Here is a 26,684-nt window from a genome sequence, read left to right as displayed (position 1 = left end):
TCGGATTTTTTCCGAGGGGCCTTTTGCATGGTCACAATTATCTGGTCGACTTTTTAGTCTCACAGTTACATGGTTCGAATCGCATAAGCATCCAATAAAATTCGGCCGATAATTGACAAAGGCAGACGGGAACGCACTTCGTAATCAGGAAACAAAGAGCCTTCCGCTTTATAGCCGACTAAGGGAATGTCGATATATTGCATCAAACTGGAACTATTGGAGGCGGTAATGGCGATGGTACCAATTTCATTTTGGTAGCAGTTTTTGGCGGCCGTCACCAGTTCCTTGGTCTCACCATTTAAAGACACGAAAATTACCGTATCGTCATGATGGATTTTTTTGCTGATATTTTTGATAATTTCCGGATCTTTATGAAATTCGCAGTATTTCCCCGTCAATTGAAATTTGACGGTCATCTCTTCGGCAATCAGCTCCGAAAAACCACGGGCAAAAATCAAGACCCGCTGAGCCGCTTTAATTTTTTGAATGGCATCTTCAATATTCCACGTATCCAGCATGTTTAAGGTGCGGATAACTTCTTGTTCATTTTTCAAAATCACTTGCTTGATGCGGTCGTCAATTTTGTCAATGGCGGCAAAATTCAGATTGGTATTGTGATTATCCTTTAGGTGATGCTTAAAGGAGGTGAAGCCGTCATAGCCTTTTTTCTTCATCGTTCGCACAATGGTAGCCGTTGACACGCTGGCCTCTTCACTGAGTTTCGTGATGGAGTAATCGGGAATCCGGTGGATATTTTTTTCAATAAAACTCCAGAGGTACGCTTCTGAATCGCTGAGTTTGGTTTCCATAGCTGGACCGCCTTTTCGTTTATTCTGGCTTCATTATACTCAAATAAAGCTAAAGATGAAAACCTTGACAGTAAAAGTTGTCAAAGCTGAAAACATTTACATCAATTTGTCAGGCATAATAAGGATAAGCAGAGAGGAGGTAAAAACATGACAGTTTATACCTGTACGATGAATTTAGCCATTGATCTTTTTATTGAAACTGAAAATCTTTTGCCTCATACGGTTAATCGCACAATCGATGATGATATTCAAGCCAACGGCAAAGGGGTCAATGTTTCCTTAGTTTTAAAAATGTTAGGGATTGATAATACCGCCTTAGGATTTAAGGCCGGTTTTACTGGAGATTATATTGATGATTTTTTGCAGGAGCAGGGAATTGCGACGGATTTTGTAAAAGTACCCGGCATGACCCGCATCAACGTTTTTACACAAGTGGATCAAACGGATGAAGAATTTAAATTGGTAAACAGAGGGCCGGAAATACCGCCTGAAAAAGTTGCCGCATTAGTCGATCAAATCAAAAAGTTACAAGCGGGTGATTATCTTTGTGTTTCAGGGAGTTTGCCCCGTGGTGTTCAACCAGACATTCTGATTGAAATTAGCCGAATTTGTTACGAAAAGCAAGTTCACTTAATTCTTGATAGTAGCTATCGAGAAATTTTGGATTGCTTGCCTTATCAACCTTTTTTACTTAAGCCGAATGAAGAAGAGCTGGCAGAGTGGTACCAGCTAGAGAATCCTCAAACGGATGACTACTTGCAGGCCACCGAAAAGCTAATTCAGGCTGGTGCCCAGAATGTGTTACTTTCCTTAGGGGGACAAGGCGCCGTCTTTATCAATCAAAAAGAAATTTTAGCGGGGAATGCTCCCCGCGGCAAAGTTGTCAATACAGCTTGTGCCGGCGACACTTTATTGGGTACCTTTTTAGGAGAATTAATTTTAAATGAGTCCTCTGGGGCCGGTTTAAGAAAAAGTATCGCTGCTGGAAGTTCAACGGCATTTCGCAAAGGCTTAACCGATTTTTCCGATGTAGCGTTTTTAGAAAAACAAATCCAGATTAACAGAGAGGAAGAAATTGAGCTATGGAAAAAAAATATCAATTAATTGCAGCGACTGGCTGTCCGACGGGGATTGCTCATACTTATATGGCCCAAGAAGCTTTGGAACAAGCGGCCAAGCGGCAAGGGGTGACGATTAAAGTCGAAACCCACGGACAAGTTGGTGTGGAAAATCAATTGTCGCCAGAAGAAATCGCTAACGCTGAAGCCGTGATTATTGCTTCTGATAAAGATGTTCATGCCGAACGTTTTGCTGGAAAACGAATTATCGAAGTGCCGGTTGCAAAGGGTATTAAAGAAGCGGATAAATTAGTCGCCGATGCTTTAGCCGGCAAAGGCTCGATTACCGCTGAAGCCGAAGCCGTCGGTGAAGTCGAAGAAAAAAGTTTTGAATTAAAAGGCATTGGTCACACGATTTACAAGCACTTGATGAATGGTGTTTCCCACATGTTGCCGTTTGTCGTCAGCGGCGGTGTCTTAGTAGCAATTTCATTTTTATGGGGCATTTATTCTGCCGATCCAACCAATGCTCAGTACAATGAAACAGCCGCTTTATTAAATACTATCGGCAGTACAGCTATGGGCTTGATGGTGCCGATTCTATCAGCATACATCGCAGAAAGTATTGCCAAACGTCCAGGGTTAGTCGTTGGTTTTGTCGGCGGGCTAATTGCCGCAAATGGTGGGACTGGTTTCCTCGGTGGGATTCTTTCTGGTTTTCTCGGTGGTTTTGTAATTCTTGGATTTAGTAAATTACTGAGCCCACTACCTAAATCATTGGATGGCTTGAAGGCGATTTTCTTATATCCGGTATTAGGTGTGGCAGTGACCGGCGTTGTGATGAGTTTATTATCCGGTCCGATGTCGGCCGTTAATGAAGGCATGATGTCCTTTTTAGCTGGCTTTGAAAATTCTAGCCCGATTGTTTTAGGCATTATTGTTGGCTGTATGTCAGCCTTTGATATGGGAGGACCAATCAATAAAGCTGCTTATGTCACCGGGACAGCCCTCTTGGCTCAGGGGAATACTAGCTTTATGGCCGGCGTGTCAGCCGCATGTATTGCACCACCATTAATTACTGGGTTTGCAGTCTTACTGTTTGGAAAATATTTTGACACCAATGACCGTAACGCTGGTTTAGTTAATTTCATTTTGGGCTCAACTCATATCACTGAAGGTGCAATTCCATTTGCTGCTAAAGATCCATTGCGTGTGTTGCCAACGATGATGTTAGGTTCTTCTATTGCAGCCGTCTTGACCTATATGTTCGGCGTCCAAGTCCCAGCGCCCCACGGTGGCTTTTTAGTTCTGCCAGTGGTGACCCATGGCTTACTTTGGGTCTTAGCAATTTTAGCCGGTTCAATTGTCGGCGGTGTGATTCTTGGCTTCATCCAAAAGAATCGTGTTCAAAAGGAAGTCAAAGAAGAGTCCGTTGCACCAGTCACCGAAGGCTAAGCAAATTAGAGGAGAATGTAAGATGAGTGTGATTCAAGAAGAGCAAATTTATTTGAACCAAGAATTTAGCGACCAAGATACCATTTTCAAATTTTTAGCGGACCAAACAGTTGCGTTAGGAATTGCGAATGATGCTGTCGCTGTGTATGACAGCTTAAAATTACGGGAATCAGAAGGGACCACCGGGATGATGGATGGATTTGCGATTCCCCATGCGAAAACTCCCGCTGTCAAGCAAGCGAGTATTTTAATTATGCAGCTGACCCAAGGAATTAACTGGGAAAGTATGGACGGCCAGCCAACAGATTTTATCATTGCTTTGTTTATTCCAGAAGCAGAGGTTGGTGCCACCCATTTGAAATTATTGTCAACCATTGCCCGCATGTTGATGCGCAGTGAATTTAAAGATGAGTTAAAACAGGCACAAACCAAAGCAGAAATTGTTGCATTACTAAATAAAAATTTAAGTGAGGAGCAATAGTCGTGACGAATAAGCAGACTTTTATGAAAAATATCCTAAATGAGGATGGCATTATCAGCGCTTTGGCGATTGACCAACGGGGTGCTTTGAAAAAAATGATTGGCAAATACAAAACGGCAGGTGCCGCAGATCAGGATATTATTGAGTTTAAGAAAATCGTTTCGGCTGAATTAACGCCTTATGCCTCTTCAATTTTACTAGACCCAGAATATGGCTTGCCGGCTGCTGAAGTCCGGGCCAAGACAGCCGGACTATTGTTAGCCTACGAAAAAACCGGCTACGATGCCGCAACACCAGGCCGCCTGCCGGATATTTTAGACGTCTGGTCGGTTAAACGCTTGAAGGAAGCCGGCGCAGACGCCTGCAAATTCCTCCTGTATTATGATGTCGATGAACCCACAGCAATCAACGACCACAAAAAAGCCTATATGGAACGCATTGGTTCAGAATGTACAGCTGAAGGACTTCCATTCTTTTTAGAGGTTGTCTCTTATGATGCAAGTATCACCGATGCCAGCTCAAAAGAATATGCCGCAGTGAAACCCCGCAAAGTGATTGAAGGGATGAAGGAATTTGCCAAGCCCCGCTATGGCGTGGATGTCTTAAAAGTCGAAGTTCCCGTCAACATGAATTTTGTCGAAGGCTACGGCACAGAGGTAGTTTACTCAAAAGCTGAGGCCCAAGAATATTTCAAAGAGCAAAGTGCTGCCAGCGCATTACCATTTATCTTTTTGAGTGCCGGCGTTTCCGCCGAACTCTTCCAAGAAACGTTGCGCTTTGCCAAAGCAGCTGGCTCAACCTTCAACGGTGTCCTCTGTGGTCGGGCAACTTGGGCTAACGGCGTAGAACCTTTTATTACCAAGGGGGCTGATGCTGCTAAGACCTGGATGGAAAATCAAGGCCGCCAAAATATTGAAGAATTAAATGAGGTCTTAAAAGAAACCGCAACTGCGATTGAATTATAAAAGCAGTAGTGTGAAAATAAGTTAAACTACGATACCTCGACTGTGGATTGTTCTAGCTAATTGCCTGTTTTTCAAACAGCGATTGAAGCTGAAAACAATTTTTATGGTCGGGGTATTTCGGGTTTTCTCAAAAAAATAGCAGCTACAAGTATCCCCATGGATAATCGGGAATATTTGCAGCTGCTGTCTATTATTTAACGAGCCGTCCGAATGTTGACGAATTTTTCTACAACATATTCTTCCACTCCGTAAGTGCCGTTCTCACGACCAAAACCAGAGTGTTTAATGCCGCCAAAAGGTGTGGCGGAACTCTCAAGGTCAGTATTATTGACGCCCACCATACCATAGGCCAATTTTTTGCTGACATTGTCAATCGTGTGGATATTGGTGGCAAAGAAGTATGAAGCCAAGCCGAATTCTGAATCGTTAGCGGCCTGAATAACTGCTTCTTCATCCTCAAATTCAATCAAAGGAATCACAGGTCCAAAGGTTTCTTGGTAGAAAATATCCATATCAGTCGTAACTAAATCCAGCACAGTTGGTTCAAAGAAAAAGCCCTGCTGATAGTCGCCTTCGGTTAAACGTTGCCCACCAAACAAAATTTTTGCGCCTTTGTCTTGGGCATCTTTTAATTGCTCTTCAACTTTTTTACGACCCTCTTCATTGATTAAGGGACCAGTTGTTGGGTCATCTAAGCCATTGCCAACAGTTACCTCAGCCATTTTTTCTAAAATTAATTTAGTCGCTTCTTTTTTGATATCCTTGTGTAAAAAGATGCGGTTTGGCGAAGTGCATACTTGCCCGTTATTGATAAATTTCGTTTCAATCAGAGTGGTCACCGCCAGCTCTAAATCAGCATCAGGGAAAATAATATACGGTGCATGTCCTCCCAATTCCATTGAAACTTTTTTCAAAGTTGGTGCTGCTTGTTCGTATAAAGTTTTGCCAACTTCAGTTGAGCCGGTGAAGGTAATTTTTTTCACCACATCAGATTTGGTTAAGGTTTCACCGATAGCCTCAGCGTCTCCGACAATAATATTTACAACACCCTTTGGTAAGCCGGCTTTTTCAAACAATTCGGCTAAAGCCAAAGCAGATAGCGGTGTATCCTCTGCCGGTTTTAAAATAACCGTGCAGCCGGCAGCAAGCGCTGGTGAAATTTTACGGATAATCATATTCGAAGGGAAGTTCCACGGTGTAATTGCCCCGACGACACCAATCGGTTGTTTTTGCACCAACCACTTATTCGTATCTGGTGAAGGAATAATATCTCCTAACACCCGTTGGCCTTCTGCGGCATTCCAACGCAGATTTTCAACGTTTGATGTAATTTCACTTTTCGCTTGGGCAAGGGGTTTTCCCTGCTCCATGGTCATAATTGTAGCCAAACGAGTGGCATCTGCTTCAATTAAGTCAGCTAATTTAGTTAAAATGCTGCCCCGTTCAGCTGGCGCCATTGTTGACCAATCCGGTAAAGCCGCTTCAGCTGCCGCAATCGCTGTCTCAGCTTCTGCTGCACCGCCCCAGTGGACCTCCGCTAAAACTTCCTCTGTTGCGGGATTGATTACAGGATGTTTATCCTGCGAGCCTTCCCGCCAGTTTCCATCAATAAAAAGACGAGTTTCGACTTCCGGTAATTCGTGTTTTGCCATGTTTCGATTCCTCCTAATAGTCTTCAAGTAATGTTGCCCGTCACTGCGTACAAACTTTTATTAAAAAAGTTTGCTTTAAACGAGTTCACTTAAGTGGCTGTGACACAGTTAACCTAACATGATTTGAAAGTGGTCTCAAAAATGGCGCCTGTTATTTTTATCAGGTGATAAAAATTGCTTCTCAAAGAGGAATAGCAAACAGGAACGATGAATGGTGATTCCTCAAGTGAATTCAGCAATCAAAGCTTTTGGTCTAGAGAGAAAAAACAAATAATCCTTCATTTTTTTCCTTTTAAAAATCAAAAGCGGGCCAATTATTTTGAGATATTGGCAAGCGTTCACTTTTTCAATTGAATAAATTTGCTGCTTGCCACGAGTGCAAAAAAGCTTGTCCAAAAATTAATTTTCAGACAAGCTTTGCATTCTTTATTTAGTTTTTATAGGGATTGTTTTACTCAAGCTAGCCCAACTTCTGCCGCCGTTTTTTGATCTTTTTAGTCCAAAAACCGCCGGAGATATATTTCGGTTCGTAACTGATGATAAAGGCCCGTTCTTCGATTTCTTTTATCAGCTGGTAGAGCTGTTTTTCATCTTTGCGGGGGGATAAAATTTCTAAAATTAGCCGGGGACCATTCAAGCCCTCGCCTAAACTTTCGGTTACACCAAAGCCGGCTTCCCGTAAACGTTGCGGCAAGACACTGATCTCTTCCGTGTTGCTAGGTAAAATGGCGGTGACCATCGTATAGCCTAAAGCTAATTTGTCTTCGATTTTGATACCGACGCTGACGCCGATTCCGTACCCTAAAGCGTAAACGATTAAATTAATTGGATTGTCTAATCGATCCAAGACCATTGATAATCCTAAAACATAAATCACGATTTCCACCATACTAATCAGCGGAGCAATGACGCGATAGCCCTTCATTGCTAGCATAAAACGTAGTGTATTTAAGGTGATGTAAGCAAAATTTATTAAGAAAATCATGGCTAACATTTTAAAATCCATTTTCCAACCCCCAAGCATTTCCCCTAGATTACCAGAAAATGCTGCAATTCGAAAAAAATCTGATTTTCTTAAAAAAATTTTTGATTCTCGGGTTAATTTTTCTCGGCATAATTGAAACTGTGCTAAAATATTTACGAGGCAAATGCGTAGTTTATAGAGAAGAGGAAGTAACTTATGAGAGCAGAGATAATTGCTGTCGGCACAGAATTATTATTAGGTCAGGTCGTCAATACCAATGCGACTTATCTTTCAGAGTCATTGACAGAATTAGGCTTTGAGATTTATTACCATACGGTTGTCGGTGATAACCCTAAGCGACTTGAGGAGATGATTCAATTAGCCGATCAGCGCAGCGACTTAGTTGTTTTGTGCGGCGGCTTGGGCCCGACGGATGATGATTTGACCAAGGATGTTGTGGCGGCTCATGTGCAGGAACCTTTAGTTCAAGATGCAGAAGGGTTAGCGCATTTGGAAAGTTTTTTTGCAGCCGGTAAGCGCCAGATGACAGAAAATAATCTGCGGCAGGTATTAACTATTCAAAATGGCATCACCCTGCAAAATCCAACTGGCCTAGCTCTTGGTTGTCTCTATCAAGGGGTTTCTGCAAGCTATTTACTTTTGCCGGGACCACCTAGTGAAATGAAACCAATGTTTGCGCAGATGGCGGCACCAGTTTTGAGGGAAGTTTTTCCAGCAAGAGAAAAATTGTATTCCCGTGTACTGCGCTTTTTTGGCATCGGTGAGTCAGCGCTGGTGACCGAGCTGGCGGATTTAATTGAAGCACAAACGAATCCAACACTGGCACCTTACGCTAAACCCAATGAAGTGACTTTGAGAATTACCGCCAAAGAAGCGGATGAGGCTCAGGCACTACAGCTGATAGATGAGATGGAACAGGTGATTCAAGCCCGTGTCGGAAAATTTTTCTACGGCTATGGTGACGACAATTCCCTAGCAAAAGTTGTCGTAGAGTTATTAAAGGCCAAAGGGAAGACCGTAACAGCCGCAGAAAGTTTGACAGCGGGTGAATTTCAAGCAGCATTGGGAGATATCCCTGGGGTCTCGACAGTCTTTAAAGGTGGCTTTGTCACCTATTCGCCAGAAACCAAAGTCAAATTTTTAGGATTGGATCCTGAAAAATTAGCGGAGGTTGGCACAGTCAGCGAGTATTGTGCGACAGCCATGGCGGAGTCTGCATTGCAATTGGCAGACAGTGATTTTGCAGTTTCCTTTACAGGTGTAGCTGGGCCCGATGAATTAGAAAATCAACGGCCAGGAACAGTTTGGATTGCTTTGGCGCAAAAAAATCAGCCCACTGTTGCCACAAAATATCACTTCACGAGAGACCGCTCCTATGTTCGCAACAGTGCTGTGATGCGGGGCTTGGATTTGATTCGGCGGGCCGCTTTATAAGGAAAAATAAAAAGCGAACAAACATTCGCCTTTTTCTTGCTTTTTTGCAGTAAAACAGCTATGATAAATACAGTTGAAATAGTTATAGACAAGCTACTTGTTGAATTTATATAAGGAGGATTTTCGATTGGCAGATGATCGTAAAGCGGCTTTAGATGCTGCACTTAAAAGAATTGAAAAAAATTATGGTAAAGGTTCTATCATGAAGCTGGGGGAAAAAATTGACCAGCAAATCGCAACGATTCCCAGCGGTTCATTGGCGTTGGATGTTGCTTTAGGTGTCGGCGGTTATCCCCGCGGCCGGATTATTGAAGTTTATGGACCAGAAAGTTCTGGTAAAACGACGGTTGCTTTGCATGCAATCGCCGAAGTTCAAAAACAAGGCGGCACTGCAGCCTTCATTGATGCAGAGCATGCTTTAGATCCCCAATACGCTGCAAAACTTGGTGTTAATATTGATGACCTTTTGCTTTCACAACCAGATACTGGTGAACAAGGTCTAGAAATTGCTGACGCTTTAGTTTCCAGTGGTGCAATTGACATCGTGGTTATCGACTCGGTAGCCGCTTTGGTTCCCCGTGCGGAAATCGATGGGGAAATGGGAGACACCCATGTCGGCTTGCAAGCGCGTTTAATGTCACAAGCCTTGCGGAAATTATCCGGCTCAATTAATAAGACGAAAACCATCGCCATTTTCATCAACCAAATTCGTGAAAAAATCGGCGTGATGTTCGGAAATCCCGAAACAACTCCTGGAGGCCGGGCGTTGAAATTTTACGCAACGGTTCGTTTAGAAGTTCGCCGAGCTGAACAATTAAAACAAGGAACCGATATTGTCGGAAACCGCACGAAAATTAAAGTGGTGAAAAACAAAGTGGCACCGCCATTTAAAGTGGCGGAAGTTGATATTATGTACGGCTTGGGTATTTCTCAAGAAGGCGAGTTGCTGGATATGGCCGTTGAAAAAGATATCGTCGATAAGAGCGGCGCTTGGTACGGCTACAAAGACGACCGGATTGGTCAAGGTCGGGAAAATGCCAAGATTTACTTGATGGAACATCCAGAAATGATGCAAGAAATTGCTGAACGAGTGCGGGCAGCTTATGGCATCGGTGAGCCGGTCGAAGTCGAGGAAACAGTTGAAGAAGGCCAAGAAGAATTGCCTTTAGACTAATAATGACAAACAATCTGAGTAGGATGGTGACACCTTACTCAGTTTTTTATTTACTTAATGGGATTTAAAAATTTTAAGAAGTTAGAAGCTATGAATACCATGGCTTTTGCTTGTTTTATAAGAAAAAAATCAAGGAACAGAAAGCGAGGTAACGCAAAGCTTTTTGTTCCTTTTTTTTATGTTCAGCTAAGAAATTTTTCCTAAAGTTGAGGAATTTAACCTTTTTCTTTGTATTATTAGAAAAGGGAAGCGTGGTGTAAAGATGAAGGAAGAAGAGCTTTATTTAGGTTTACTTGAGCATGATGAAAGAGCTTATCAGCTGGTCATGCAGTATTATACAAAATTATTATGGGCGATTGCTGCCAGCGTTTTAAATGATAAGAACAGGTTTTCGGCGATGGACATTGAAGAGGTCGTCAGTGATGTCTTTATTCGTCTGTGGCAGTATCCAGAGAAATTTAATCCCAGCAAAGGTAGCTTGAAAAGTTATCTGGCTGTGATGGCGAAAAGTCTGGCGATTAATAAATATCGCCAAAACCAAAAGAAAAATGTGCTGCAGTTGATTGACAATCAGGAAGCCAAGGAGCAGGCTGTTGCGCTGGCGGAGGAAGATTGGTCGGAATTGTACAGTGCAATTCAGTTGTTAGAAGAACCTTTCAAGGAAATAATTATTCGCCGATTCTTTTATGAAGAAAAGCCTAAGGAGATTCGGCAACGGATGCAGCTTTCGTCAAAGGAAGTGGACAACTTTTTATATCGTGGCAAACAAAAGCTCAAGCGAATTTTAGGTGACCGTGAATATTTGAAAGAGGTGTAAAAAATGACTGACAAAAAGAATGAGCTTCCTTTAGAACATTTAACAGATGAACAGCTGGATGATTTTTTGAGTTACACGGAGACTTTTACTGAGGATAATTTTCAAAATATACAACAGCGGTTCATGGAGCAGCGGGATACATTAGCGGACCCGCCAGTTCTTCATAAAAAGAAAAAACACAAAAAAATTGGTTGGCTAATTGCGGCAGCGGCGTCCTTAATGCTTTTGACCGCCTTTACTCAGGCGGACCGTTTGATTAGCATTTATTATCGGTTATTTGGCAACCAAGCAGAGGAAATGTTGCTTAATACAGATAAACTGACGGAGACAGTCAGTGACCAAGGTCTAGAGCTGCGGGCTTTGGCTAGCTTCCGGGACACTAACAGCACCCATTTTTTAGCGGAGCTGACAGATTTGACGGGGGACCGTCTAAGTGCCGACATGATTTTAAATGATTGGCAGATGAACGGCGGCGGTAACGCTCAGGTGGTTGATTACAATCCAGATACGAAAACGGCGACCATCATGGTCCATTCGATTGATACCTTTGACGGAGGAGCAAACAATTATGCCTTCGCTCTGAATAGTTTTTCTAGTCGACAGGTGGAAAACAATGAGATAGTGGAGGTTGATTTGTCCCAATATTTAACCAAGGATGCCACTTGGACTAAAGATTCAGAACGAAGTGGTTTTGGTGGCGGCATGATACCTGAGCTAGAAAAAGAATATGGCTTCACCCTGGAGGAGTTGGGAGCAGAAATGCTGTTGCCAGAGGAAAAGACGGCGGTGATTTCCGAAGCAAAGCAGGTCAGTCTATCTAACATTGCCTATAAAGATGACTTGCTGCATCTACAAATTAAAGCACCAAACACTGTCCAACGGCAGTATACCTTCGTTTCTTTTGTCAATAAGACAACTGGAAAAGAGATTAATGAGATTGCTAGTTTTGGAATTGATTATGGCACCCACAATAACGAGACTGGGCGAGGTGATTATGAGGAGCTTGTTTTTGATTTACCTCAAGATGAGCTAAGCCAATATGATTTAAAAATTGAAAGCCTTGATTATGAAGTCTATCAAACAGGAGACTGGGCGATTAAGTTAAAAGAACCGCAAAGTTTGCCGACAGTTGAACTCGGTGATGTGGAAATTACTTCTGCCGGCTACAAAGTCGCTTTAAAGGATGTAAAATTGTCGGGTATTAGCCTAAGCTTTGTTTCTGATTTGCAAACGAAGGAAGATTTATCGGCAGAAGAATTGCCACTGGACATTCAAGTACAGATGAAGGATGGTCAGGAGCTTCCTTATTATTATGGCGACTCATTAACAGTAGTCAGCTACCAAAAAACTGAAGACGTCCAAATTTTTGGTGAGTATTTAGATATTGATGATGTTGAAGCTTTAATCATTAATGGAGTTGAAGTTCAAGTAAACTAGTTGAAGAGAAAACTGTTTTGCAGAGAATACATTCCTTTGCAGAACAGTTTTTTTGCATGTCAGCACTTTTTTTCATTCTTAATGGTAGGCGGTTGAAGGGGAGAAAATGGTTAGCCGCTATTGGAAGATGCTGGAGATTTTAGCTAGCGAGTTCTTTGCCATTGGCATTATGGCAAAAGCAGGAAATTGAGTTGACACTTGCCAAGACAAACATTAGAATAAAGTTATGTGTCAGTAGGCACTATTTATGCATGTAGGCATATTGATAAGAAGAGATTTATCAAAAAAGCTACACGATTTTATGAATAAAAAAAGATAGTTTGGGAGTGGAGTACATGGACTTTATTAGCCTTCTCCTCGCTATCATCGGTTTAATTGCCGGTCTGGCTTTAGGATTCTATCTAGCGAAATCTAAGCACGAAAAAGAAATCGCTGGAGCGAAAAATTCTGCGACGGGTATCCTTGAGGGAGCCCAAAAGGAAGCAGAAACCCTGAAAAAAGAAGCTTTGTTAGAAGCTAAAGAAGAGAACCAAAAGTATCGACAAGAAATTGAAAGTGAGTTGAAGGAGAGCAAACAAGAGCTAAAAACACAAGAAAATCGCTTGCTTCAAAGAGAACAGTCTTTAGACCGTAAAGACGACTCTCTTGAAAAACGAGAAAACTCACTTGAAGACAAAGAAGAGAAACTTGGTGCTAGACAGCAATTAATTGACGAGCGAGAAAAAGAAGTAGAAAACTTAATCACTGAACAGCAGGAAAAACTTGAACAGGTAGCTGCTCTATCGAGAGAAGATGCCCGCGGTTTGATTATGAAGTCAACGGAGGAAGAGTTGAATCATGAGATCAACGTGCGAGTGAAGGATGCTGAACAGCGTGCCAAAGAAGAATCAGATCGTAAAGCGAAGAACTTGCTTTCACTGGCCATTCAACGGGCTGCCGCTGACCAAGTGTCAGAAGCCACAGTTTCCGTGGTGGCATTACCAAATGATGAGATGAAAGGTCGCATCATCGGTCGTGAAGGTCGGAATATTCGCACACTGGAAACGCTGACGGGTATCGATTTAATTATCGATGATACTCCTGAAGCAGTTGTTCTTTCTGGTTTTGATCCGATTCGCCGGGAAATTGCCCGGATGACTTTGGAAAAATTAATTCAAGACGGTCGGATTCACCCGGCACGGATTGAAGAGATGGTTGAAAAATCTCGTAAAGAAATGGATGAACGGATTCGTGAATACGGCGAACAAGCGGCTTTTGAAGTCGGCGCCCACACCCTGCATCCTGACTTAATCAAGATTTTAGGCCGTCTACGCTTCAGAACAAGTTACGGACAAAACGTCTTAAACCATTCCATTGAAGTTGCCAAGCTTTCCGGAGTTTTAGCAGCCGAATTGGGAGAAGATATTCAGTTAGCCAAACGTGCCGGCTTACTTCATGACATTGGTAAAGCTCTTGACCATGAAATTGAAGGTTCCCACGTTGAAATCGGTGCTGAATTAGCCGCAAAATACAAAGAAAATCCGGTAGTCATCAACGCAATTGCTTCCCACCACGGAGACGTTGAAGCCACTTCAATCATCTCTGTTTTGGTAGCGGCAGCCGATGCACTATCCGCAGCGCGGCCAGGTGCCCGCAGCGAATCATTAGAAAATTACATTCGCCGCTTAGAAAACTTGGAAAACATTTCCAACGGCTTCCCTGGAGTCGAATCCAGTTTTGCTGTTCAAGCAGGACGAGAAGTTCGCGTCATGGTGAAACCAGAAGAAATTTCCGATATGGATGCGGTCCGCTTGGTCCGTGACATCCGCAAGAAAATTGAGGACGACTTGGATTACCCAGGCCATATCAAAGTTACCGTTATCCGGGAAACCCGGGCAACGGACTATGCGAAGTAACTTGTACAAATCGAGATCACACAGCTTGCGGGCTGTGTGATTTTTTTTTGGAAAAAATTTTATTTTTAATATAAGCTGTACTTATATTAAAATTGATAATATGTATTTATCAAAGTAGAGAATGTCACGTATACTATAAATGAAAGCGGATACAAAAAGGAGCGAGAGATGATGGGAAGATTCACAGGGAAAGTAATTTTAGTCACAGGTGGCGCTGCAGGCATTGGTTTTGAAATTGCAAAGTTATTTTTAACTGAAGGTGCAAAAAGAGTTTATTCTTTTGACGTTCAAGTTGGTCCAGATTTGCCGAATTTTGTTCAAAAAAAGGTGAATATCACAGACAAGATATCAGTCAATCAAGGGGTTCAGGAGATTTTAAATAACGAAGAAGGAATTGATATCCTAATTAATAACGCTGGTGTCACGAGAGATAAATTACTTAATAAGTTAAACGAAGAAGATTGGGACTTTGTAATTGATGTTAATTTGAAAGGAACTTTTTTAGTAACTCAAAAAGTAGTTGAAGGCATGTTGCAAAAAGGGGTAGGTGCCATTGTCAACCTATCATCTATCGTTGGTATATATGGAAATATCGGGCAGAGTAATTACGCCGCTACGAAATCTGGAGTTATTGGCTTAACTTATACTTGGGCTAAGGAATTTACTAGGAAGGGCGCCAATATTCGCACGAATGCGGTGGCGCCAGGTTATGTAAATACTGAAATGGTTCAGACTGTTCCAGAAAAAATTTTGGAGCAATTGAAGGCTCAAAATCCACTTAAAAGATTAGCTGAACCAAGTGAAATTGCGCAGGCAGTTGCATTTTTAGCGAGTGATCAAGCATCTTTTGTTAATGGACATGTTCTGTCTGTCGATGGTGGTATGCGAATTTAAAGGGACAAATTTTTAAAGAATCTGACTCTTTCTCAGGCGCCGAGATAGAAATCGATTTAGAGAGTAAAATACGGAGGTGAAGTAGTGATGGGAGCTTCAGGAAAAGTGAATTTCATTGATGCTCAGACAGCGGCTGGCTTAATTAAAGATGGAGATACATTAGTCGTTGGTGGTTTTATTGGAACTGGAGTGGCAGAAGAAATTCATGCAGCTGTGGAAAAAAATTATCAGGAAACTGGACATCCAAAAAATCTGACTTTGGCCTATGCGGCAGGAATTGGGGATAAGGGGGACCGTGGACTAAATCATTATGCAAGTCCGGGATTGCTAAAAAGAATTATCGGCGGACATTGGGGCTTAGTGCCGAAGTTTCAGCCTTTGGTCGAGAAAAATCTAGTGGAAGCTTATAATTTTCCTCAAGGAGTCATCTCACAAATGTTTCGGGATGCCGCAGCTAAGAGGCCGCTGCATCTATCACATATTGGCCTAGAAACTTTTGTTGATCCTGAATATTCTGGTGGTAAGTTAAATGATGTAACAACCGAAAATCTAGTTGAAAAAATTTCTTTAGCAGGGGAAACCTGCTTAGCTTATAAGACAATTTTTCCCGATGTAGCAATACTTAAAGGTACTTATGCAGATGATAGTGGCAATATCTCTTTTGCGGAAGAACCATTACTTTTGGAGGTACTGCCAATGGCCTTAGCAACTAAAAATAATGGTGGCAAGGTAATTGTACAAGTGAAAGAAAGACGTGCGAGGGGAAGCTTGGATCCAAAATCGATTGCAATACCAGGGGTTTGTGTAGATTATGTTGTTATAGCTCAAGAGGCTGCTAATCATCAGCAAACCTTTGACACAGTTTTCAATGCCAAATTTATATCTGCGGGAGTTAAAGAAAAGGTAGATACTGTTTCAGTAACACCATTGACTGTTAGAAAAGTCATTGCTAGGAGGGCGGCCAAATTTCTTAATCCTGACACCGATTATGTTGTGAACTATGGTATTGGGATGCCTGAAGTGGTTGCGGAGGTTTTGAGTGAGGAGAATCAAGAGGATTATTTTATTCCGACAGTAGAACCTGGAGTTTTTGGGGGCACGCCTCAAGGTAATCTTGATTTTGGCAGCTCCATTTTTCCACAAGCAATTATTCAGCAAAGTGATATGTTTGCCTTTTACAATGGTGGTGGCTTAGATGTAGCATTTTTAGGGATGGCAGAAACCGACCAACAAGGAAATGTTAATGTTTCAAAATTTGGACCTAAAATTGCTGGAGCGGGTGGTTTTATTGATATTACTCAAACTGCTAAAAAAGTCATTTTTGTGGGAACCTTTACTGCTAAAAATGTCCAATATGAACTAAAAAATCAGCATTTGAAAATCCTAGTTGAGGGAGAAAAACAAAAATTTGTATCAGTTGTGGAACAGATTACTTTCAGCGGATCCTATGCCCGTAAACTGGAGCAAGAAGTGTACTATGTCACAGAACGGGCTGTCTTTGAATTAAAAAAAGAAGGACTGACGTTAATCGAAGTAGCTCCGGGAATCGATTTAGAAAAGGACATTCTGGATCAGATGGCATTTAAACCGATTGTTTCAGCACACTTAAAAGTTATGGATACAGCGATTTTCAATCAAGGATTAATGCACTTAAATTTGAAAGGCAATCAAAGAGAGGTAGGGTAATATGGAACAGACAACTGAAAAAAGAATGGCTTCTAGGCGGTACATTATTGAAATAATTATGTTTTTGAGTTATGCATTTTTTGCAGTAAATTGGATTGCTGGGACTACCTTAACACCGCAAATTATGGCTTATTTTAATCTCGAATCTTTTTCATCAGCCACATTTATTTCAAATGCAATTACTGTTGCAAAAATTATTGGGAACTTGATGGCAGCAGGGATTTTGGTGAAATTATATCCTAAAAAAGCTATTGCTTTAGCCTCCTTTTTAATTGTCGGAGGTAGTGTATTAGGAGTCTTATCACCACAATATTGGCTATTTGTAGTAGCCCGCTTCATTATGGGATTTGGTGGTGCCTTGTTTGTTGTTTATTTCGGTCCGATTGTTTTAAATTATTTCTCACCAGAAAAACGGGTTGTTGTGAATGGAGTCAATGCGGCTGCTTATAATATTGGGAGCATTTTAGCAATGGCGATTGTAGTGCCGATTAGCAACTGGCTTGTTAGCTGGCAAAACAGCATGCTATTTTTTGCCGGTTGCAGCATGGTCTTATTGGTTTTATGGTTAATCTTTGGAGAAGATTTTGAATTGAATAAAGGCGGAGCCAATGAAGTTGCTGAAAAATATACGTTAGGACAAGCTTTAAAAGAAAAATTTACCTTTGCTTTTCCTTTTACTTATGCTGGTTTGTTAACTTTATATATTGTCATTTTAACTGTCTTTCCAATCTCTAATAGTGCAGCAGTTGATGCGAAGCTATTGAGTACAGTAGTTGCAATTTCTGGAGTAGCCGGTTCAGCTGTAGGGATTGGTGTTGTTAAAAAAGTTACCAAAAGGTTGCCGGTGGTCAGATGGTCAGGTCTTTTTATGACACTCTGTGCCCTATTAATGATGTTGACAAAATCTGGCACCATTGCCTTAATAGCAGCGGCGTTGGTCGGCTTTCTAATGTTTTTACCAATGACAGCTTTGATGACTATCCCACAAGAGCTGCCAGGTATGACACCATCAAAATTAACTTTAATCATGGGAATCTTTTGGTCCTTCTCGTATATATTTGAGACAATCTTTTACTATATTATTGGGGTTGTCATTGATAGTGCTGGATTTAAAGTCGGGTTACTTTTAGCGGTAATTGCTAGTTTGTCTTTCTTTATTGGATCATTTTTAATGCCGGAAACCGGAAAAACAAAATAAGTTTGGGAGGAAACAAATGTTAGTTGAAAAAAAGCAATTTCATTTAGAGAAATATATTTTAGAAAATGGATTTAAAATCCCAGTGACGTTGGGTTATGAAACGTATGGGACTTTAAATGAGGCGAAGGATAACGTCATTTTAGTTTCCCATTATTTTAGCGCATCTAGTCATGCGGCTGGAAAATATACTGAAGAGGACCTAATTCCTGGCTACTGGGATGAGTTGATCGGGCCAGGGAAGGCTGTAGATACCAATAAATTCTTTGTTATCAGTACAGATAACCTTGCGAACGTGCAGTACCATAATCCTAACGTCATTACGACTGGACCACGGTCAATCAATCCTGAAACTGGTAAGCGATGGGGGCTTGATTTTCCAGCGTATACACTTAAAGATATCGCAGGGATCCAAAGAGAATTTTTAATTAGTCAGTTAGGTATTACGAAACTGTACGCTGTTATGGGGGCCTCAGCTGGCGGAATGATTTCCCTGTCTTGGGCTGTTGAATTTCCAGAAATGGTCGAACGCGTAATCGGTGTCATTACAAATCCACAAAATCCGGTGCTAACTTCCTTTAGTGTTTTACAACATGCGATGCGTGTTATTGCCATGGACAAAAACTGGCATGACGGAAATTACGAAGATGATCAGCAACCGTTAGAAGGCTTAGAGCTGGCAGTACAGATGATGAACACTGGCGCTTTTTCGGGTACTTTTTATGAGGAAACTTACCCTCGGGATAGTTTTGATGATGAGCCTTATAAAAATATTCATACGCCAAACTCTTATGAAAAAGCTTTGGCAGAAGTTGTGGGAGTTAACTTACCATTGATGGATGCAAGTCATTGGTACTACACTTCCAGAGCAACGATGATGCATGATGTAGCCCATGGATACGAAAGTTTAGAAGCAGCTTTTGATCGGATTTCTTCTAAAGTACTGATGATCTCTTGCGTACAGGACATGATTCAGCAAACAGTTTTTAACGAAAGAATGGTAGATTACTTAAAAGGGGTAGGCAAAGAGGCTCAATTAGTCAAAATTGACAGTAATAAAGGCCATATGGCTGGCGTTCTTGAAAGCCCACTATTTGCCAAAGATGTTGCCGATTTTTTACATTCATAATAGCAAATATTTTATCTCAAAGGCTAACAATTTTGCTAGCTTTTGAGATTTTTTTGTTTTTTTTAGGGTACAATATTCTTATAGCCAAAGGACGAAAGAGGTGTTCAAGTGCGTATCAATCTTAAACAACTAGATTACATTTATGCTGTTTTGAGTATGAAAAGCGTTAGTAAAGCAGCAAAAAAATGCTTTATCTCTCAGCCGGCGATGACTCAAAGTATTCAAGATTTTGAGGCGGAACACCAAGTCTCTCTGTTTCACCGAAGGGGTAGGACGCTTGAAATCACCAAGCAAGGAGAGGAGATTAGAAAGGAAATTGCGGTTTTATTACTATCTGTTAATGAATTTGAAAATAGGTTAAAGGAGATTACTACTAGTCATTCAGGTAAAGTCATTGTTGGCATTCCGCCGGTAATCTTGACAGTCTATTTTTATGAAGTGATTTCCAACTTCCCTATGCAAAATCCGAATATCGAGTTTGAAGTAGTTGAACTAGGTGGTGATAAATTAAAAAACAAATTTTTAGAAGGAGGCGTCGATATCGCTGTTTTAATTGAGCCTTTCGAAAGCCCCAAGATTGAAAAGGAGATTCTTGTAGAAAGTACAATTTCAGCAGTTATCAACAAAAAGCACCCTCTTAGCCAAAAAAAACCGTTACTTTTAGAGGACTTAGTGAATGAAAACTTAATTCTTTTAAATGAAGATTTCCAGCTCTATCATGTTATTATGGAAAGTTTTCAAAAACATGGAATTAATCCTAAAATAGTTTTCAAAAGTAAGCAATGGGACTTGTTGATCAACATGATTATTCATAATCCAGAGTTAATTAGCATTTTGCCGACGCCCATTGTGGATATTTATGGAAAAGAGGAACTGATCTCAATCCCTGTAGAATTAACCTTTGACTGGAAAATTATTATGACCCACAAGAAAAACATGGAAATGACCCCTGCCAGACTAGCTTTTATGACGTTTGTCAGAGATTGGTTTAAAAAAATGTAAAAGCACTATTTTAAGATAAAACAAATGGCTGAGACGTCAGTAATATAGAAGTGTTTTTTTATAAATTAACTGTTTGATAAGGCTACAAGATATTATAGATTTGCGACGAAGTCCATTGAACCGCAAGAACAAGCCTTTTTTCTCTTGCGGGTTCAATGGACTACACAAAAAATACAATATATTTTAAAAATTACATCTACAAAATTTGTGACACAACCCCGATACTTTGCAATACATAAGTAATAAATCAAATATGAATTGCACTATATCAACTTACTATCCTCATCCGGCGCTGGCTGGAACTGCGAAATTTCATCGATGATTTGCAGCAATGTTTGATGAGCTTGATCGTAATCGGCAAGTTTATCACCGAATTCTTGGTTAAAGCCCTCTAAGCCACCTTTGACAAAGCTGTATTCATAGCGATAAACAGCATCATACGCTTTGGCAAAGCGTTTCAATAAATCAATTTTACCATCTAATTGCAGCGCCATTTGAATGGTGCGAAAATCTGTGTAGCCTAGCTCAAATTGAATCGCCCAGATTCTGATAAATTCATGTTGCGCTTGGATATGCAGAAAATGATGCTCGGTATTCCATTTTAAATTATTAATTGAACCTCGTACATCTAACATTTAATCACCCTCGTTTTTTTAGTTTAATCTCACCTTTACTTTACTCCTATTTTATTATAAATAACAAGAAATCGACTTGTTCGATTTTTCCAACCCAAAAAGTTGTCTGGCAAAAAAATCATGCTGAAAATGAAAATTCTTTTTTTAAAATCCATGAAAATATTTGTGGATTTTAAAAAATGTTTTTCGTTTAATCTTTTAACAAAATTCACAATCCAATTTATTTTTACCTTTGAAATAGGATTTTATCGAAAAAATTATGTGAAATATTTTTCTTTTTCGCGGTTTTTATTTAGTGAATATTCTGACTATAGCCAAGTTAGCAAAGGGGAACCACTGCTGTAAAAGCTTTTCATATTTTTCTCAAAAACTAACTTTTTTGGTATTAATTTTTTTAATAAATGAATAAATAATAACAATTTGTTAACGCTTACAAAATGGTGTAAGTTAAGATTAACAGCAGGAAATTAAAGAAAGGGTGACCGAAATGATTGTCGTCTCGATTGCTGGTGGTTCTCAACCGGAGATTTTAGAAGTGGTCCAAAATGCCCAGCAGCATTTTGCCGCTGAAATGAAATTTGTTGTATTTGATACAAAGGAAAATATTGCTGATGAGAGCCTGTGGGAATATCATCATTGTCAAAGTGAGGAAGAAGTCGTTGAAAAAGCGGTGGCCTTGGTGGCACAAGGTCAAGCTCAAATTTTATTCAAGGGAATTATTCAGACTCATACCCTGTTAAAAGAAGTCTTACAGAAAAAACATGAGTTGAAAACGCGGAAAGTTATTTCTTATGTGGCTTTGATTGATTTGCCGGCAGCTCAGCAATCTTTTTTGTTAACCGATAGTGCCATGAATATCGCTCCCAATCAAGAAACGATGATTGGGATTGTCGAAAATGTGGAGGAAGTGGCTCAGCAGATTGGGATTAGTCAGCCTAAGATTGCCCTCTTGAGTTCCGCAGAAAACTTTAATCCTAAAATGCCTTCTTCGGTCTTAGCGGCAGAGGTGACACAGCATTTTAAGAATAAACAGAATGGCGTTGTCTTTGGCCCAATCTCTTTTGATCTGGCGTTGTCCAAGGAATCGGTTCAGCACAAACACTATCAAGGCCCGATTATGGGGGATGCGGATGTCCTAGTTGTGCCGACGATTGATGTTGGCAACAGCTTATATAAGTCCCTGACGATGTATGCTGGCGCAAAGGTTGGCGGCACGATTGTCGGAACCAAAATTCCCATCGTATTAACTTCAAGAAGCGATTCACCAGAAGCTAAGCTTTTTTCACTAGAGTTTGCGGTTAAGCAAGTTCAACAGCAGTAGTCTTTGAGTCATTTTTTAAGATTAACAGGCATGAATCCAATGCCAATCAAAAAAATATTTAAAGTAGTTTTTAAGCATTCACTGTTACTGTAAGCCTTAAAAAAAGGAGAATCTTATGGAAGCCATTTTAGTTATTAACCCTGGTTCAACCTCGACGAAAGTTGCCATTTATGGTGAAAATCAACTAATTGCAGAAACAACGATGCGCCATAGTGTGTCAGAACTAGCGCAATATCCTCAGGTGATGGATCAAATTGCGTTTCGCTACCAGCTGATTTTAGAGTTTGTTAAAGATCAGCACATGTTGGATCAGTTAAAGGCGGTTGTCGGTCGTGGTGGTTTATTAAAACCAATTCCTGGCGGGACTTACCGCGTGGATGAAGCAATGTTAACGGATTTGCGGGAAGAAAAGTACAATACCCACGCTTCCAATCTCGGCGCAATTTTAGCCAATGAATTTACCAAGACGTTAGGGATTCCCGCTTTTATTGTCGATCCAGTAGTTGTCGATGAACTGCAGCCCTTAGCAAGGATTTCCGGCTTAAAAGGAATTGAGCGCCGCAGTGTGGCCCATGCCCTCAATCAAAAGGCAGTGGCCCGCAAGCTAGTCAAAAAGCTGGGCAAAACTTACGAAGACAGTTCACTGATTGTAGCCCATTTAGGGGGCGGCATTAGTATTGGCGCCCATCAGCAAGGAAAAATGGTGGAGGTCGTCAACGGCTTAGACGGAGAAGGGCCCTACACACCTGAAAGGAGTGGCGGGCTGCCGCTAGTTGAATTTGCTGAATTTATTTTAAGCAAGCAGCTGAACTTAGCTGAAGTCAAAAAATTAATTGCTGGTGAGGCCGGACTTAAATCTTATCTAGGGGAAACCGATGTGCGGGAAATTCAAAAACGAATTGATGCAGGGGATCAAGATGCAAAATTTTTCTTAGACGGGCTTTGCTACCAAGTTGGCAAAAGTATTTCTGAATTGGCGGCCGTCTTTAAGGGGCAGGTGGATGCCATTATTTTAACTGGCGGGCTGATTCATTCTGAATATGTCGGCAATGTCATTACAGAATATGTTGATTGGCTAGCGCCAGTGCTGAAGTTTCCCGGTGAGATGGAAATGCAGGCCTTATATGAAGGGGCCAATAGAGTCTTGGCTGGTGAGGAAGACCCTTTAGAGTACAGTCAGATGTAGACCACAAAAAATAGGAGTGAGGTAAAGTGGCAGAACAAACAGATTTATTAGTATTAGGCGGCGGAACTGGTGGCTATGTTTCAGCAATTTCAGCAGCTCAAGCCGGTTTAAATGTCGTATTGGTTGAACAGGATAAATTAGGTGGAACTTGTTTGCATCGCGGCTGTATTCCGACTAAAGCTTTACTGAGAAGTGCCGAAGTTTACGACACAATAAAACGCTCAGGGGAATTCGGTATCGAACAGGTCGAGACCGCGGTGGTTAATTTCCAAAGGATGCAAGAGCGCAAACAAGGGATTGTCAATCAGCTGCATCAAGGTGTGGAGGAATTATGTAAGAAAAATAAAATTCGTGTGTTGAAGGGAACAGGAGCTGTCTTAGGCCCATCGATTTTCTCGCCAGTTTCCGGTGCTATTGCGGTGACCTTTAATGATAAGAGTCAGGAAGAAGAAATTATCGTACCGAAAAATGTGATTATAGCAACTGGCTCCAGTCCCAAAACTTTGCCGAATCTACCTTTGGATGAAGAAAATATTTTGTCCTCAGACGGTATGCTGCGTTTGGAAAATTTACCAGAGAGTATCGTAATTGTCGGCGGTGGCGTGATTGGCGTTGAATGGGCTTCGCTATTAAATAGTTTAGGAGTCGACGTGACAATCGTCGAATTTCTCGATCGGCTGTTGATTAATGAAAGCGCTACGATTTCTAAAGAGTTGAAACGAACTTTTAGCAAAAAGGGCATCAAAGTTTTACTTAAGAGTAAGGTGACAGAGGCAGAAATTCAAGAGGGAAAAGTCAAAGTTGCGATTGACGGGCAGGAACCGCTGCTGGTCGATAAAGTGATGGTGGCAATCGGTCGCTCAGCTAATGTTGAAGGACTAGGCTTGCAAAATACTTCTGTAAAATACAACGAGAAAGGCATCGAGGTCAATCAGCATTATCAGACAACGGAAGGCCACATTTACGCGATTGGCGATTGTATCGATACGCTGCAGCTGGCCCACGTTGCGATGAAAGAAGGGGAGCTGGCAGTCAGTCATCTATTGCAGCAAAAGACTGAGCCACTAAATTATAAAAACGTGCCTCGGGCTGTGTACACCAATCCGGAAATTGCCAGCGTTGGTTATGTGAAGGAGAATTTACCAGAAGATAAAAAGGTCAAATTTGGCCGTTTTAATTTTTCTGGAAATGGCAAATCTTTAGTTTACGGCGAAAAGGCGGGCTTTGTTGAAGTGATTCGAGATTTAGATACGGATGATTTATTGGGAGTGTCTATTATTGGTCCCCACGCTACCGATTTGATTTCTGAAGTGAGCACCGCCCTTTATCTGGATGCTTCACCTTTTGAAATCGGCGAGGCAGTCCACCCGCATCCGACACTTTCCGAGGCGATTCAAGAGGCGGCCCTAGATACTTACGGAAAAGCCATCCATAAATAGCAGAAAGGTTGATAAAAATGGAAGCAATCAAGAAAACTGATTTAAGCAAAGAGGAAATTATCCAAGCCTATAAATATGTTGTGCGGGGGCGCCGGCTAGATGAACGTCTCTGGCAATTAACCCGCATTGGTAAAACATCTTTTAATATTTCCGGTCAAGGGGCCGAAGTTGCGCAAGTTGCTATGTCATTGGCTTTTATTCCGGAAAAAGATTATTTCTTACCTTATTACCGGGACATGACCGCCAGTATGGTTTGGGGGATGACCGCCAAAGATATTCTCTTAGGATCTTTTGGTAAAGAAGCAGATCCCTCCTCCCATGGTCGGCAGATGCCCAACCACTATGGTTCAAAGGCCCATCACATCGTCTCTGGTTCTTCAACTGTCAGTACTCAAATGCCGATTGCGACCGGCGTCGCTTACTCCGCTCGCTTAGAAAATGCAGATTTCGTAACGGTGGTCACCACTGGCGAAGGCTCGGCCAATCAAGGGGAAGTGCAAGAAGCGATGAATTTTGCCGGCGTTAAAAATTTGCCATTAATTTTTGTGATTGAAAATAACGGCTACGCAATCTCCGTACCTATAGAACAACAATACGCTGGGAATTTTTCGGACCGGGCGAAGGGCTATGGCTTTAGCGGCGAAACAATTGACGGCAGTGATTTCGCTAAAGTTTATTTAGCCTTTAAAACAGCTGTTGCCGAGGCCCGTGCCGGCAAAGGACCTAAATTAATTGAGCTGACGGTGGAGCGCTTGACTTCTCATTCCTCTGATGACGATCAGTCAGTCTATCGTTCAAAAGAAGAAATTGAGTTGATGAAAAAGCAGGATCCTCTTCATATTTTCCAAAAACAATTACTTGAAGAGGGCTACCTAACGCCTGAGTTAATTGAAGAGATTGAACAAGAAATTCAAGAGGAAGTCAACACCGCAACTGATGAAGCAGAGAAGATGCCTGATCCGTTAGCGTCGAGCTTGCTGGATGAAGTTTACGCAAGTAATTAAGACGAGAGAGTGAGAAAGGAAGGAACTAAACATGGCGAACATGACATATTTAGAAGCGATTAACCTGGGTATTTCAGAAGAGATGGCCAGAGATGAAAAAGTCGTCATCTTCGGGGAAGATGTTGGCGGCGAAAAGGGTGGTGTCTTCGGTGTAACGAAGGGCTTAGCGGCTCGTTTTGGCGATGAGCGCTGTTTTAACACACCTTTGACAGAAGGCTTGATTGGCGGGTTAGCAGTGGGCCTTGGCTTAAGAGGCTATCGGGCGATTGGCGAATTCCAATTTGCTGATTATATTTTACCGGCGACCAATCAAATTTTGTCAGAAGCTCGGACGATGCGCTATCGGACTAAAGGCGATTGGACAGCACCGATTGTTTACCGAGCACCTTATGGCGGTGGCGTGCGGGGAGGCCTGTACCATTCCCAATCTACGGAAAAAATTTTCTTTGGACAACCTGGTCTGCGGGTTGTCACTCCGTCAAATCCCTATGATGCAAAAGGGATGATTAAGGCGGCAATTCGCTCTGATGACCCTGTGATTTTTTATGAACACAAGCGGCTGTATCGCCTATTAAAGGCTGACGTGCCTGAGGATGATTACATTGTGCCGATTGACAAAGCCAATGTCATCAGAGAAGGCGATGACATTACGGTCGTCAGCTATGGCATGATGTTACAATATGTTATTTCGGCAGCGGAAAAATTAGCTGAGGAAGGCATTCAGGCCCACGTTGTCGATGTCCGTTCCCTTTATCCGCTAGACCGAGAAACTTTAGTGGCGGCAGCGCAGAAAACCGGGAAAGTTTTATTAGTGACAGAAGACAATAGCGAGGGCAGTGTTGTCGGCGAAATCGGCGGGATGATTGCTGAAGATGCTTTGTTTGATTTAGATGCGCCGATTAAACGTTTAGGCGGACCAAATGCACCAAGCATGAGTTACGCTTTACCGCTGGAAAGAGCCTTTTTGGTCAATGAAGAGCAAGTGACAGAAGCGATGAGAGAATTAGCCCATTTCTAAAAATGGCGTAAGG

The 26,684-nt window shown here is 41.6% G+C and carries 23 protein-coding genes; 19 read left to right on the top strand and 4 right to left on the bottom strand.

Features of this window, described 5'->3' with window-relative positions; all coding sequences use genetic code 11:
- Positions 1-65 precede the first annotated feature (65 nt).
- On the bottom strand, positions 66-809 hold the full coding sequence (locus ACYSNU_RS04080) for a MurR/RpiR family transcriptional regulator (protein ID WP_265459300.1): 744 nt from the start codon (positions 807-809) through the stop codon (positions 66-68).
- 147 nt (positions 810-956) lie between these two features.
- Between ACYSNU_RS04080 and pfkB the strand changes: the two genes are divergently transcribed.
- The 4 genes from pfkB to lacD are packed head-to-tail and all read left to right on the top strand — an operon-like array spanning position 957 to position 4,768.
- Positions 957-1,913: a 1-phosphofructokinase gene (gene pfkB, locus ACYSNU_RS04075; RefSeq protein ID WP_461735932.1), complete on the top strand. Its 957-nt coding sequence runs from the start codon at positions 957-959 to the stop codon at positions 1,911-1,913.
- Entirely contained in the window at positions 1,892-3,322 is a 1,431-nt protein-coding gene (locus ACYSNU_RS04070) for a PTS fructose transporter subunit IIC (RefSeq protein ID WP_461735931.1), read from the top strand. The genes pfkB and ACYSNU_RS04070 overlap by 22 nt, the downstream gene beginning before the upstream one ends.
- Before the next feature lie 22 nt (positions 3,323-3,344).
- Positions 3,345-3,803: a PTS sugar transporter subunit IIA gene (locus ACYSNU_RS04065; protein WP_461735930.1), complete on the top strand. Its 459-nt coding sequence runs from the start codon at positions 3,345-3,347 to the stop codon at positions 3,801-3,803.
- 2 nt (positions 3,804-3,805) lie between these two features.
- Positions 3,806-4,768 (top strand): tagatose-bisphosphate aldolase, encoded by a 963-nt coding sequence (lacD, locus tag ACYSNU_RS04060; RefSeq protein WP_461735929.1) that lies wholly within the window; start codon positions 3,806-3,808, stop codon positions 4,766-4,768.
- Between the two features lie 194 nt (positions 4,769-4,962).
- On the opposite strand, the gene ACYSNU_RS04055 is transcribed toward lacD, so the two are convergent.
- Positions 4,963-6,420, bottom strand: a complete 1,458-nt coding sequence (locus ACYSNU_RS04055; protein WP_461735928.1) for an NAD-dependent succinate-semialdehyde dehydrogenase — start codon at positions 6,418-6,420, stop codon at positions 4,963-4,965.
- A 460-nt stretch (positions 6,421-6,880) separates the two neighbouring features.
- Positions 6,881-7,426, bottom strand: coding sequence for a DUF2179 domain-containing protein (locus ACYSNU_RS04050; protein ID WP_265459295.1), 546 nt, complete (start codon positions 7,424-7,426; stop codon positions 6,881-6,883).
- A 174-nt stretch (positions 7,427-7,600) separates the two neighbouring features.
- Here ACYSNU_RS04050 and ACYSNU_RS04045 point away from each other — a divergent pair, with 174 nt between their 5' ends.
- The 10 genes from ACYSNU_RS04045 to ACYSNU_RS04000 all read left to right on the top strand — a co-directional run bounded on the left by ACYSNU_RS04045 (position 7,601) and on the right by ACYSNU_RS04000 (position 20,068).
- Positions 7,601-8,839, top strand: a complete 1,239-nt coding sequence (locus ACYSNU_RS04045; RefSeq protein WP_461735927.1) for a competence/damage-inducible protein A — start codon at positions 7,601-7,603, stop codon at positions 8,837-8,839.
- 127 nt (positions 8,840-8,966) lie between these two features.
- Positions 8,967-10,013, top strand: coding sequence for a recombinase RecA (gene recA, locus ACYSNU_RS04040; RefSeq protein WP_461735926.1), 1,047 nt, complete (start codon positions 8,967-8,969; stop codon positions 10,011-10,013).
- 262 nt (positions 10,014-10,275) lie between these two features.
- Positions 10,276-10,830, top strand: coding sequence for a sigma-70 family RNA polymerase sigma factor (locus ACYSNU_RS04035; RefSeq protein ID WP_461735925.1), 555 nt, complete (start codon positions 10,276-10,278; stop codon positions 10,828-10,830).
- A 3-nt stretch (positions 10,831-10,833) separates the two neighbouring features.
- A complete protein-coding gene (locus tag ACYSNU_RS04030; protein ID WP_461735924.1) occupies positions 10,834-12,267 on the top strand; it encodes a hypothetical protein in 1,434 nt (477 codons plus the stop codon).
- A gap of 335 nt (positions 12,268-12,602) precedes the next feature.
- The gene (rny, locus tag ACYSNU_RS04025; RefSeq protein ID WP_461735923.1) at positions 12,603-14,162 is read left to right on the top strand and encodes a ribonuclease Y; all 1,560 of its coding nucleotides are present in this window, start codon (positions 12,603-12,605) and stop codon (positions 14,160-14,162) included.
- A 171-nt stretch (positions 14,163-14,333) separates the two neighbouring features.
- Entirely contained in the window at positions 14,334-15,056 is a 723-nt protein-coding gene (locus ACYSNU_RS04020) for an SDR family oxidoreductase (protein WP_461735922.1), read from the top strand.
- A gap of 87 nt (positions 15,057-15,143) precedes the next feature.
- Positions 15,144-16,742, top strand: a complete 1,599-nt coding sequence (locus ACYSNU_RS04015) for an acyl CoA:acetate/3-ketoacid CoA transferase (RefSeq protein WP_461735921.1) — start codon at positions 15,144-15,146, stop codon at positions 16,740-16,742.
- A gap of 1 nt (position 16,743) precedes the next feature.
- Positions 16,744-17,940: an MFS transporter gene (locus ACYSNU_RS04010; protein ID WP_461735920.1), complete on the top strand. Its 1,197-nt coding sequence runs from the start codon at positions 16,744-16,746 to the stop codon at positions 17,938-17,940.
- A 16-nt stretch (positions 17,941-17,956) separates the two neighbouring features.
- Positions 17,957-19,066, top strand: a complete 1,110-nt coding sequence (locus ACYSNU_RS04005) for an alpha/beta fold hydrolase (protein WP_461735919.1) — start codon at positions 17,957-17,959, stop codon at positions 19,064-19,066.
- 108 nt (positions 19,067-19,174) lie between these two features.
- Positions 19,175-20,068 (top strand): LysR family transcriptional regulator, encoded by an 894-nt coding sequence (locus tag ACYSNU_RS04000; protein WP_461735918.1) that lies wholly within the window; start codon positions 19,175-19,177, stop codon positions 20,066-20,068.
- Between the two features lie 263 nt (positions 20,069-20,331).
- Here ACYSNU_RS04000 and ACYSNU_RS03995 read toward each other — a convergent pair whose 3' ends face one another.
- A complete protein-coding gene (locus ACYSNU_RS03995; RefSeq protein ID WP_461735917.1) occupies positions 20,332-20,703 on the bottom strand; it encodes a hypothetical protein in 372 nt (123 codons plus the stop codon).
- A gap of 487 nt (positions 20,704-21,190) precedes the next feature.
- Here ACYSNU_RS03995 and ACYSNU_RS03990 point away from each other — a divergent pair, with 487 nt between their 5' ends.
- From ACYSNU_RS03990 to ACYSNU_RS03970, 5 genes are all read left to right on the top strand, one after another.
- A complete protein-coding gene (locus ACYSNU_RS03990; protein WP_461736165.1) occupies positions 21,191-22,024 on the top strand; it encodes a phosphate acyltransferase in 834 nt (277 codons plus the stop codon).
- A gap of 115 nt (positions 22,025-22,139) precedes the next feature.
- Positions 22,140-23,210 (top strand): butyrate kinase, encoded by a 1,071-nt coding sequence (buk, locus tag ACYSNU_RS03985; protein ID WP_461735916.1) that lies wholly within the window; start codon positions 22,140-22,142, stop codon positions 23,208-23,210.
- Positions 23,211-23,236: 26 nt separating this feature from the next.
- Positions 23,237-24,649, top strand: a complete 1,413-nt coding sequence (gene lpdA / locus ACYSNU_RS03980) for a dihydrolipoyl dehydrogenase (protein ID WP_461735915.1) — start codon at positions 23,237-23,239, stop codon at positions 24,647-24,649.
- Positions 24,650-24,666: 17 nt separating this feature from the next.
- Positions 24,667-25,653, top strand: coding sequence for a thiamine pyrophosphate-dependent dehydrogenase E1 component subunit alpha (locus tag ACYSNU_RS03975; protein ID WP_461735914.1), 987 nt, complete (start codon positions 24,667-24,669; stop codon positions 25,651-25,653).
- Between the two features lie 31 nt (positions 25,654-25,684).
- A complete protein-coding gene (locus tag ACYSNU_RS03970) occupies positions 25,685-26,671 on the top strand; it encodes an alpha-ketoacid dehydrogenase subunit beta (protein WP_461735913.1) in 987 nt (328 codons plus the stop codon).
- Positions 26,672-26,684: the final 13 nt, after the last annotated feature.

This window comes from Enterococcus sp. LJL120 (genome assembly GCF_054871765.1).
Note: the sequence above shows the minus strand (reverse complement) of the source record. Positions and strands in the feature narration are given on the sequence as shown.

Excerpts from the sequence above, each read along its gene's own strand:
- ACYSNU_RS04020 (WP_461735922.1), top strand. The coding sequence starts at position 14,334 with ATGGGAAGATTCACAGGGAAAGTAATTTTAGTCACAGGTGGCGCTGCA.
- ACYSNU_RS04030 (WP_461735924.1), top strand. The coding sequence starts at position 10,834 with ATGACTGACAAAAAGAATGAGCTTCCTTTAGAACATTTAACAGATGAA.
- ACYSNU_RS04005 (WP_461735919.1), top strand. The coding sequence starts at position 17,957 with ATGTTAGTTGAAAAAAAGCAATTTCATTTAGAGAAATATATTTTAGAA.
- pfkB (WP_461735932.1), top strand. The coding sequence starts at position 957 with ATGACAGTTTATACCTGTACGATGAATTTAGCCATTGATCTTTTTATT.
- ACYSNU_RS03975 (WP_461735914.1), top strand. The coding sequence starts at position 24,667 with ATGGAAGCAATCAAGAAAACTGATTTAAGCAAAGAGGAAATTATCCAA.
- ACYSNU_RS04010 (WP_461735920.1), top strand. The coding sequence starts at position 16,744 with ATGGAACAGACAACTGAAAAAAGAATGGCTTCTAGGCGGTACATTATT.
- ACYSNU_RS04045 (WP_461735927.1), top strand. The coding sequence starts at position 7,601 with ATGAGAGCAGAGATAATTGCTGTCGGCACAGAATTATTATTAGGTCAG.
- ACYSNU_RS04015 (WP_461735921.1), top strand. The coding sequence starts at position 15,144 with ATGGGAGCTTCAGGAAAAGTGAATTTCATTGATGCTCAGACAGCGGCT.
- ACYSNU_RS04080 (WP_265459300.1), bottom strand. The coding sequence starts at position 809 with ATGGAAACCAAACTCAGCGATTCAGAAGCGTACCTCTGGAGTTTTATT.
- buk (WP_461735916.1), top strand. The coding sequence starts at position 22,140 with ATGGAAGCCATTTTAGTTATTAACCCTGGTTCAACCTCGACGAAAGTT.
- ACYSNU_RS03990 (WP_461736165.1), top strand. The coding sequence starts at position 21,191 with ATGATTGTCGTCTCGATTGCTGGTGGTTCTCAACCGGAGATTTTAGAA.
- rny (WP_461735923.1), top strand. The coding sequence starts at position 12,603 with ATGGACTTTATTAGCCTTCTCCTCGCTATCATCGGTTTAATTGCCGGT.
- ACYSNU_RS04070 (WP_461735931.1), top strand. The coding sequence starts at position 1,892 with ATGGAAAAAAAATATCAATTAATTGCAGCGACTGGCTGTCCGACGGGG.
- ACYSNU_RS04055 (WP_461735928.1), bottom strand. The coding sequence starts at position 6,420 with ATGGCAAAACACGAATTACCGGAAGTCGAAACTCGTCTTTTTATTGAT.
- ACYSNU_RS03970 (WP_461735913.1), top strand. The coding sequence starts at position 25,685 with ATGGCGAACATGACATATTTAGAAGCGATTAACCTGGGTATTTCAGAA.
- ACYSNU_RS04050 (WP_265459295.1), bottom strand. The coding sequence starts at position 7,426 with ATGGATTTTAAAATGTTAGCCATGATTTTCTTAATAAATTTTGCTTAC.
- ACYSNU_RS03995 (WP_461735917.1), bottom strand. The coding sequence starts at position 20,703 with ATGTTAGATGTACGAGGTTCAATTAATAATTTAAAATGGAATACCGAG.
- ACYSNU_RS04065 (WP_461735930.1), top strand. The coding sequence starts at position 3,345 with ATGAGTGTGATTCAAGAAGAGCAAATTTATTTGAACCAAGAATTTAGC.
- ACYSNU_RS04035 (WP_461735925.1), top strand. The coding sequence starts at position 10,276 with ATGAAGGAAGAAGAGCTTTATTTAGGTTTACTTGAGCATGATGAAAGA.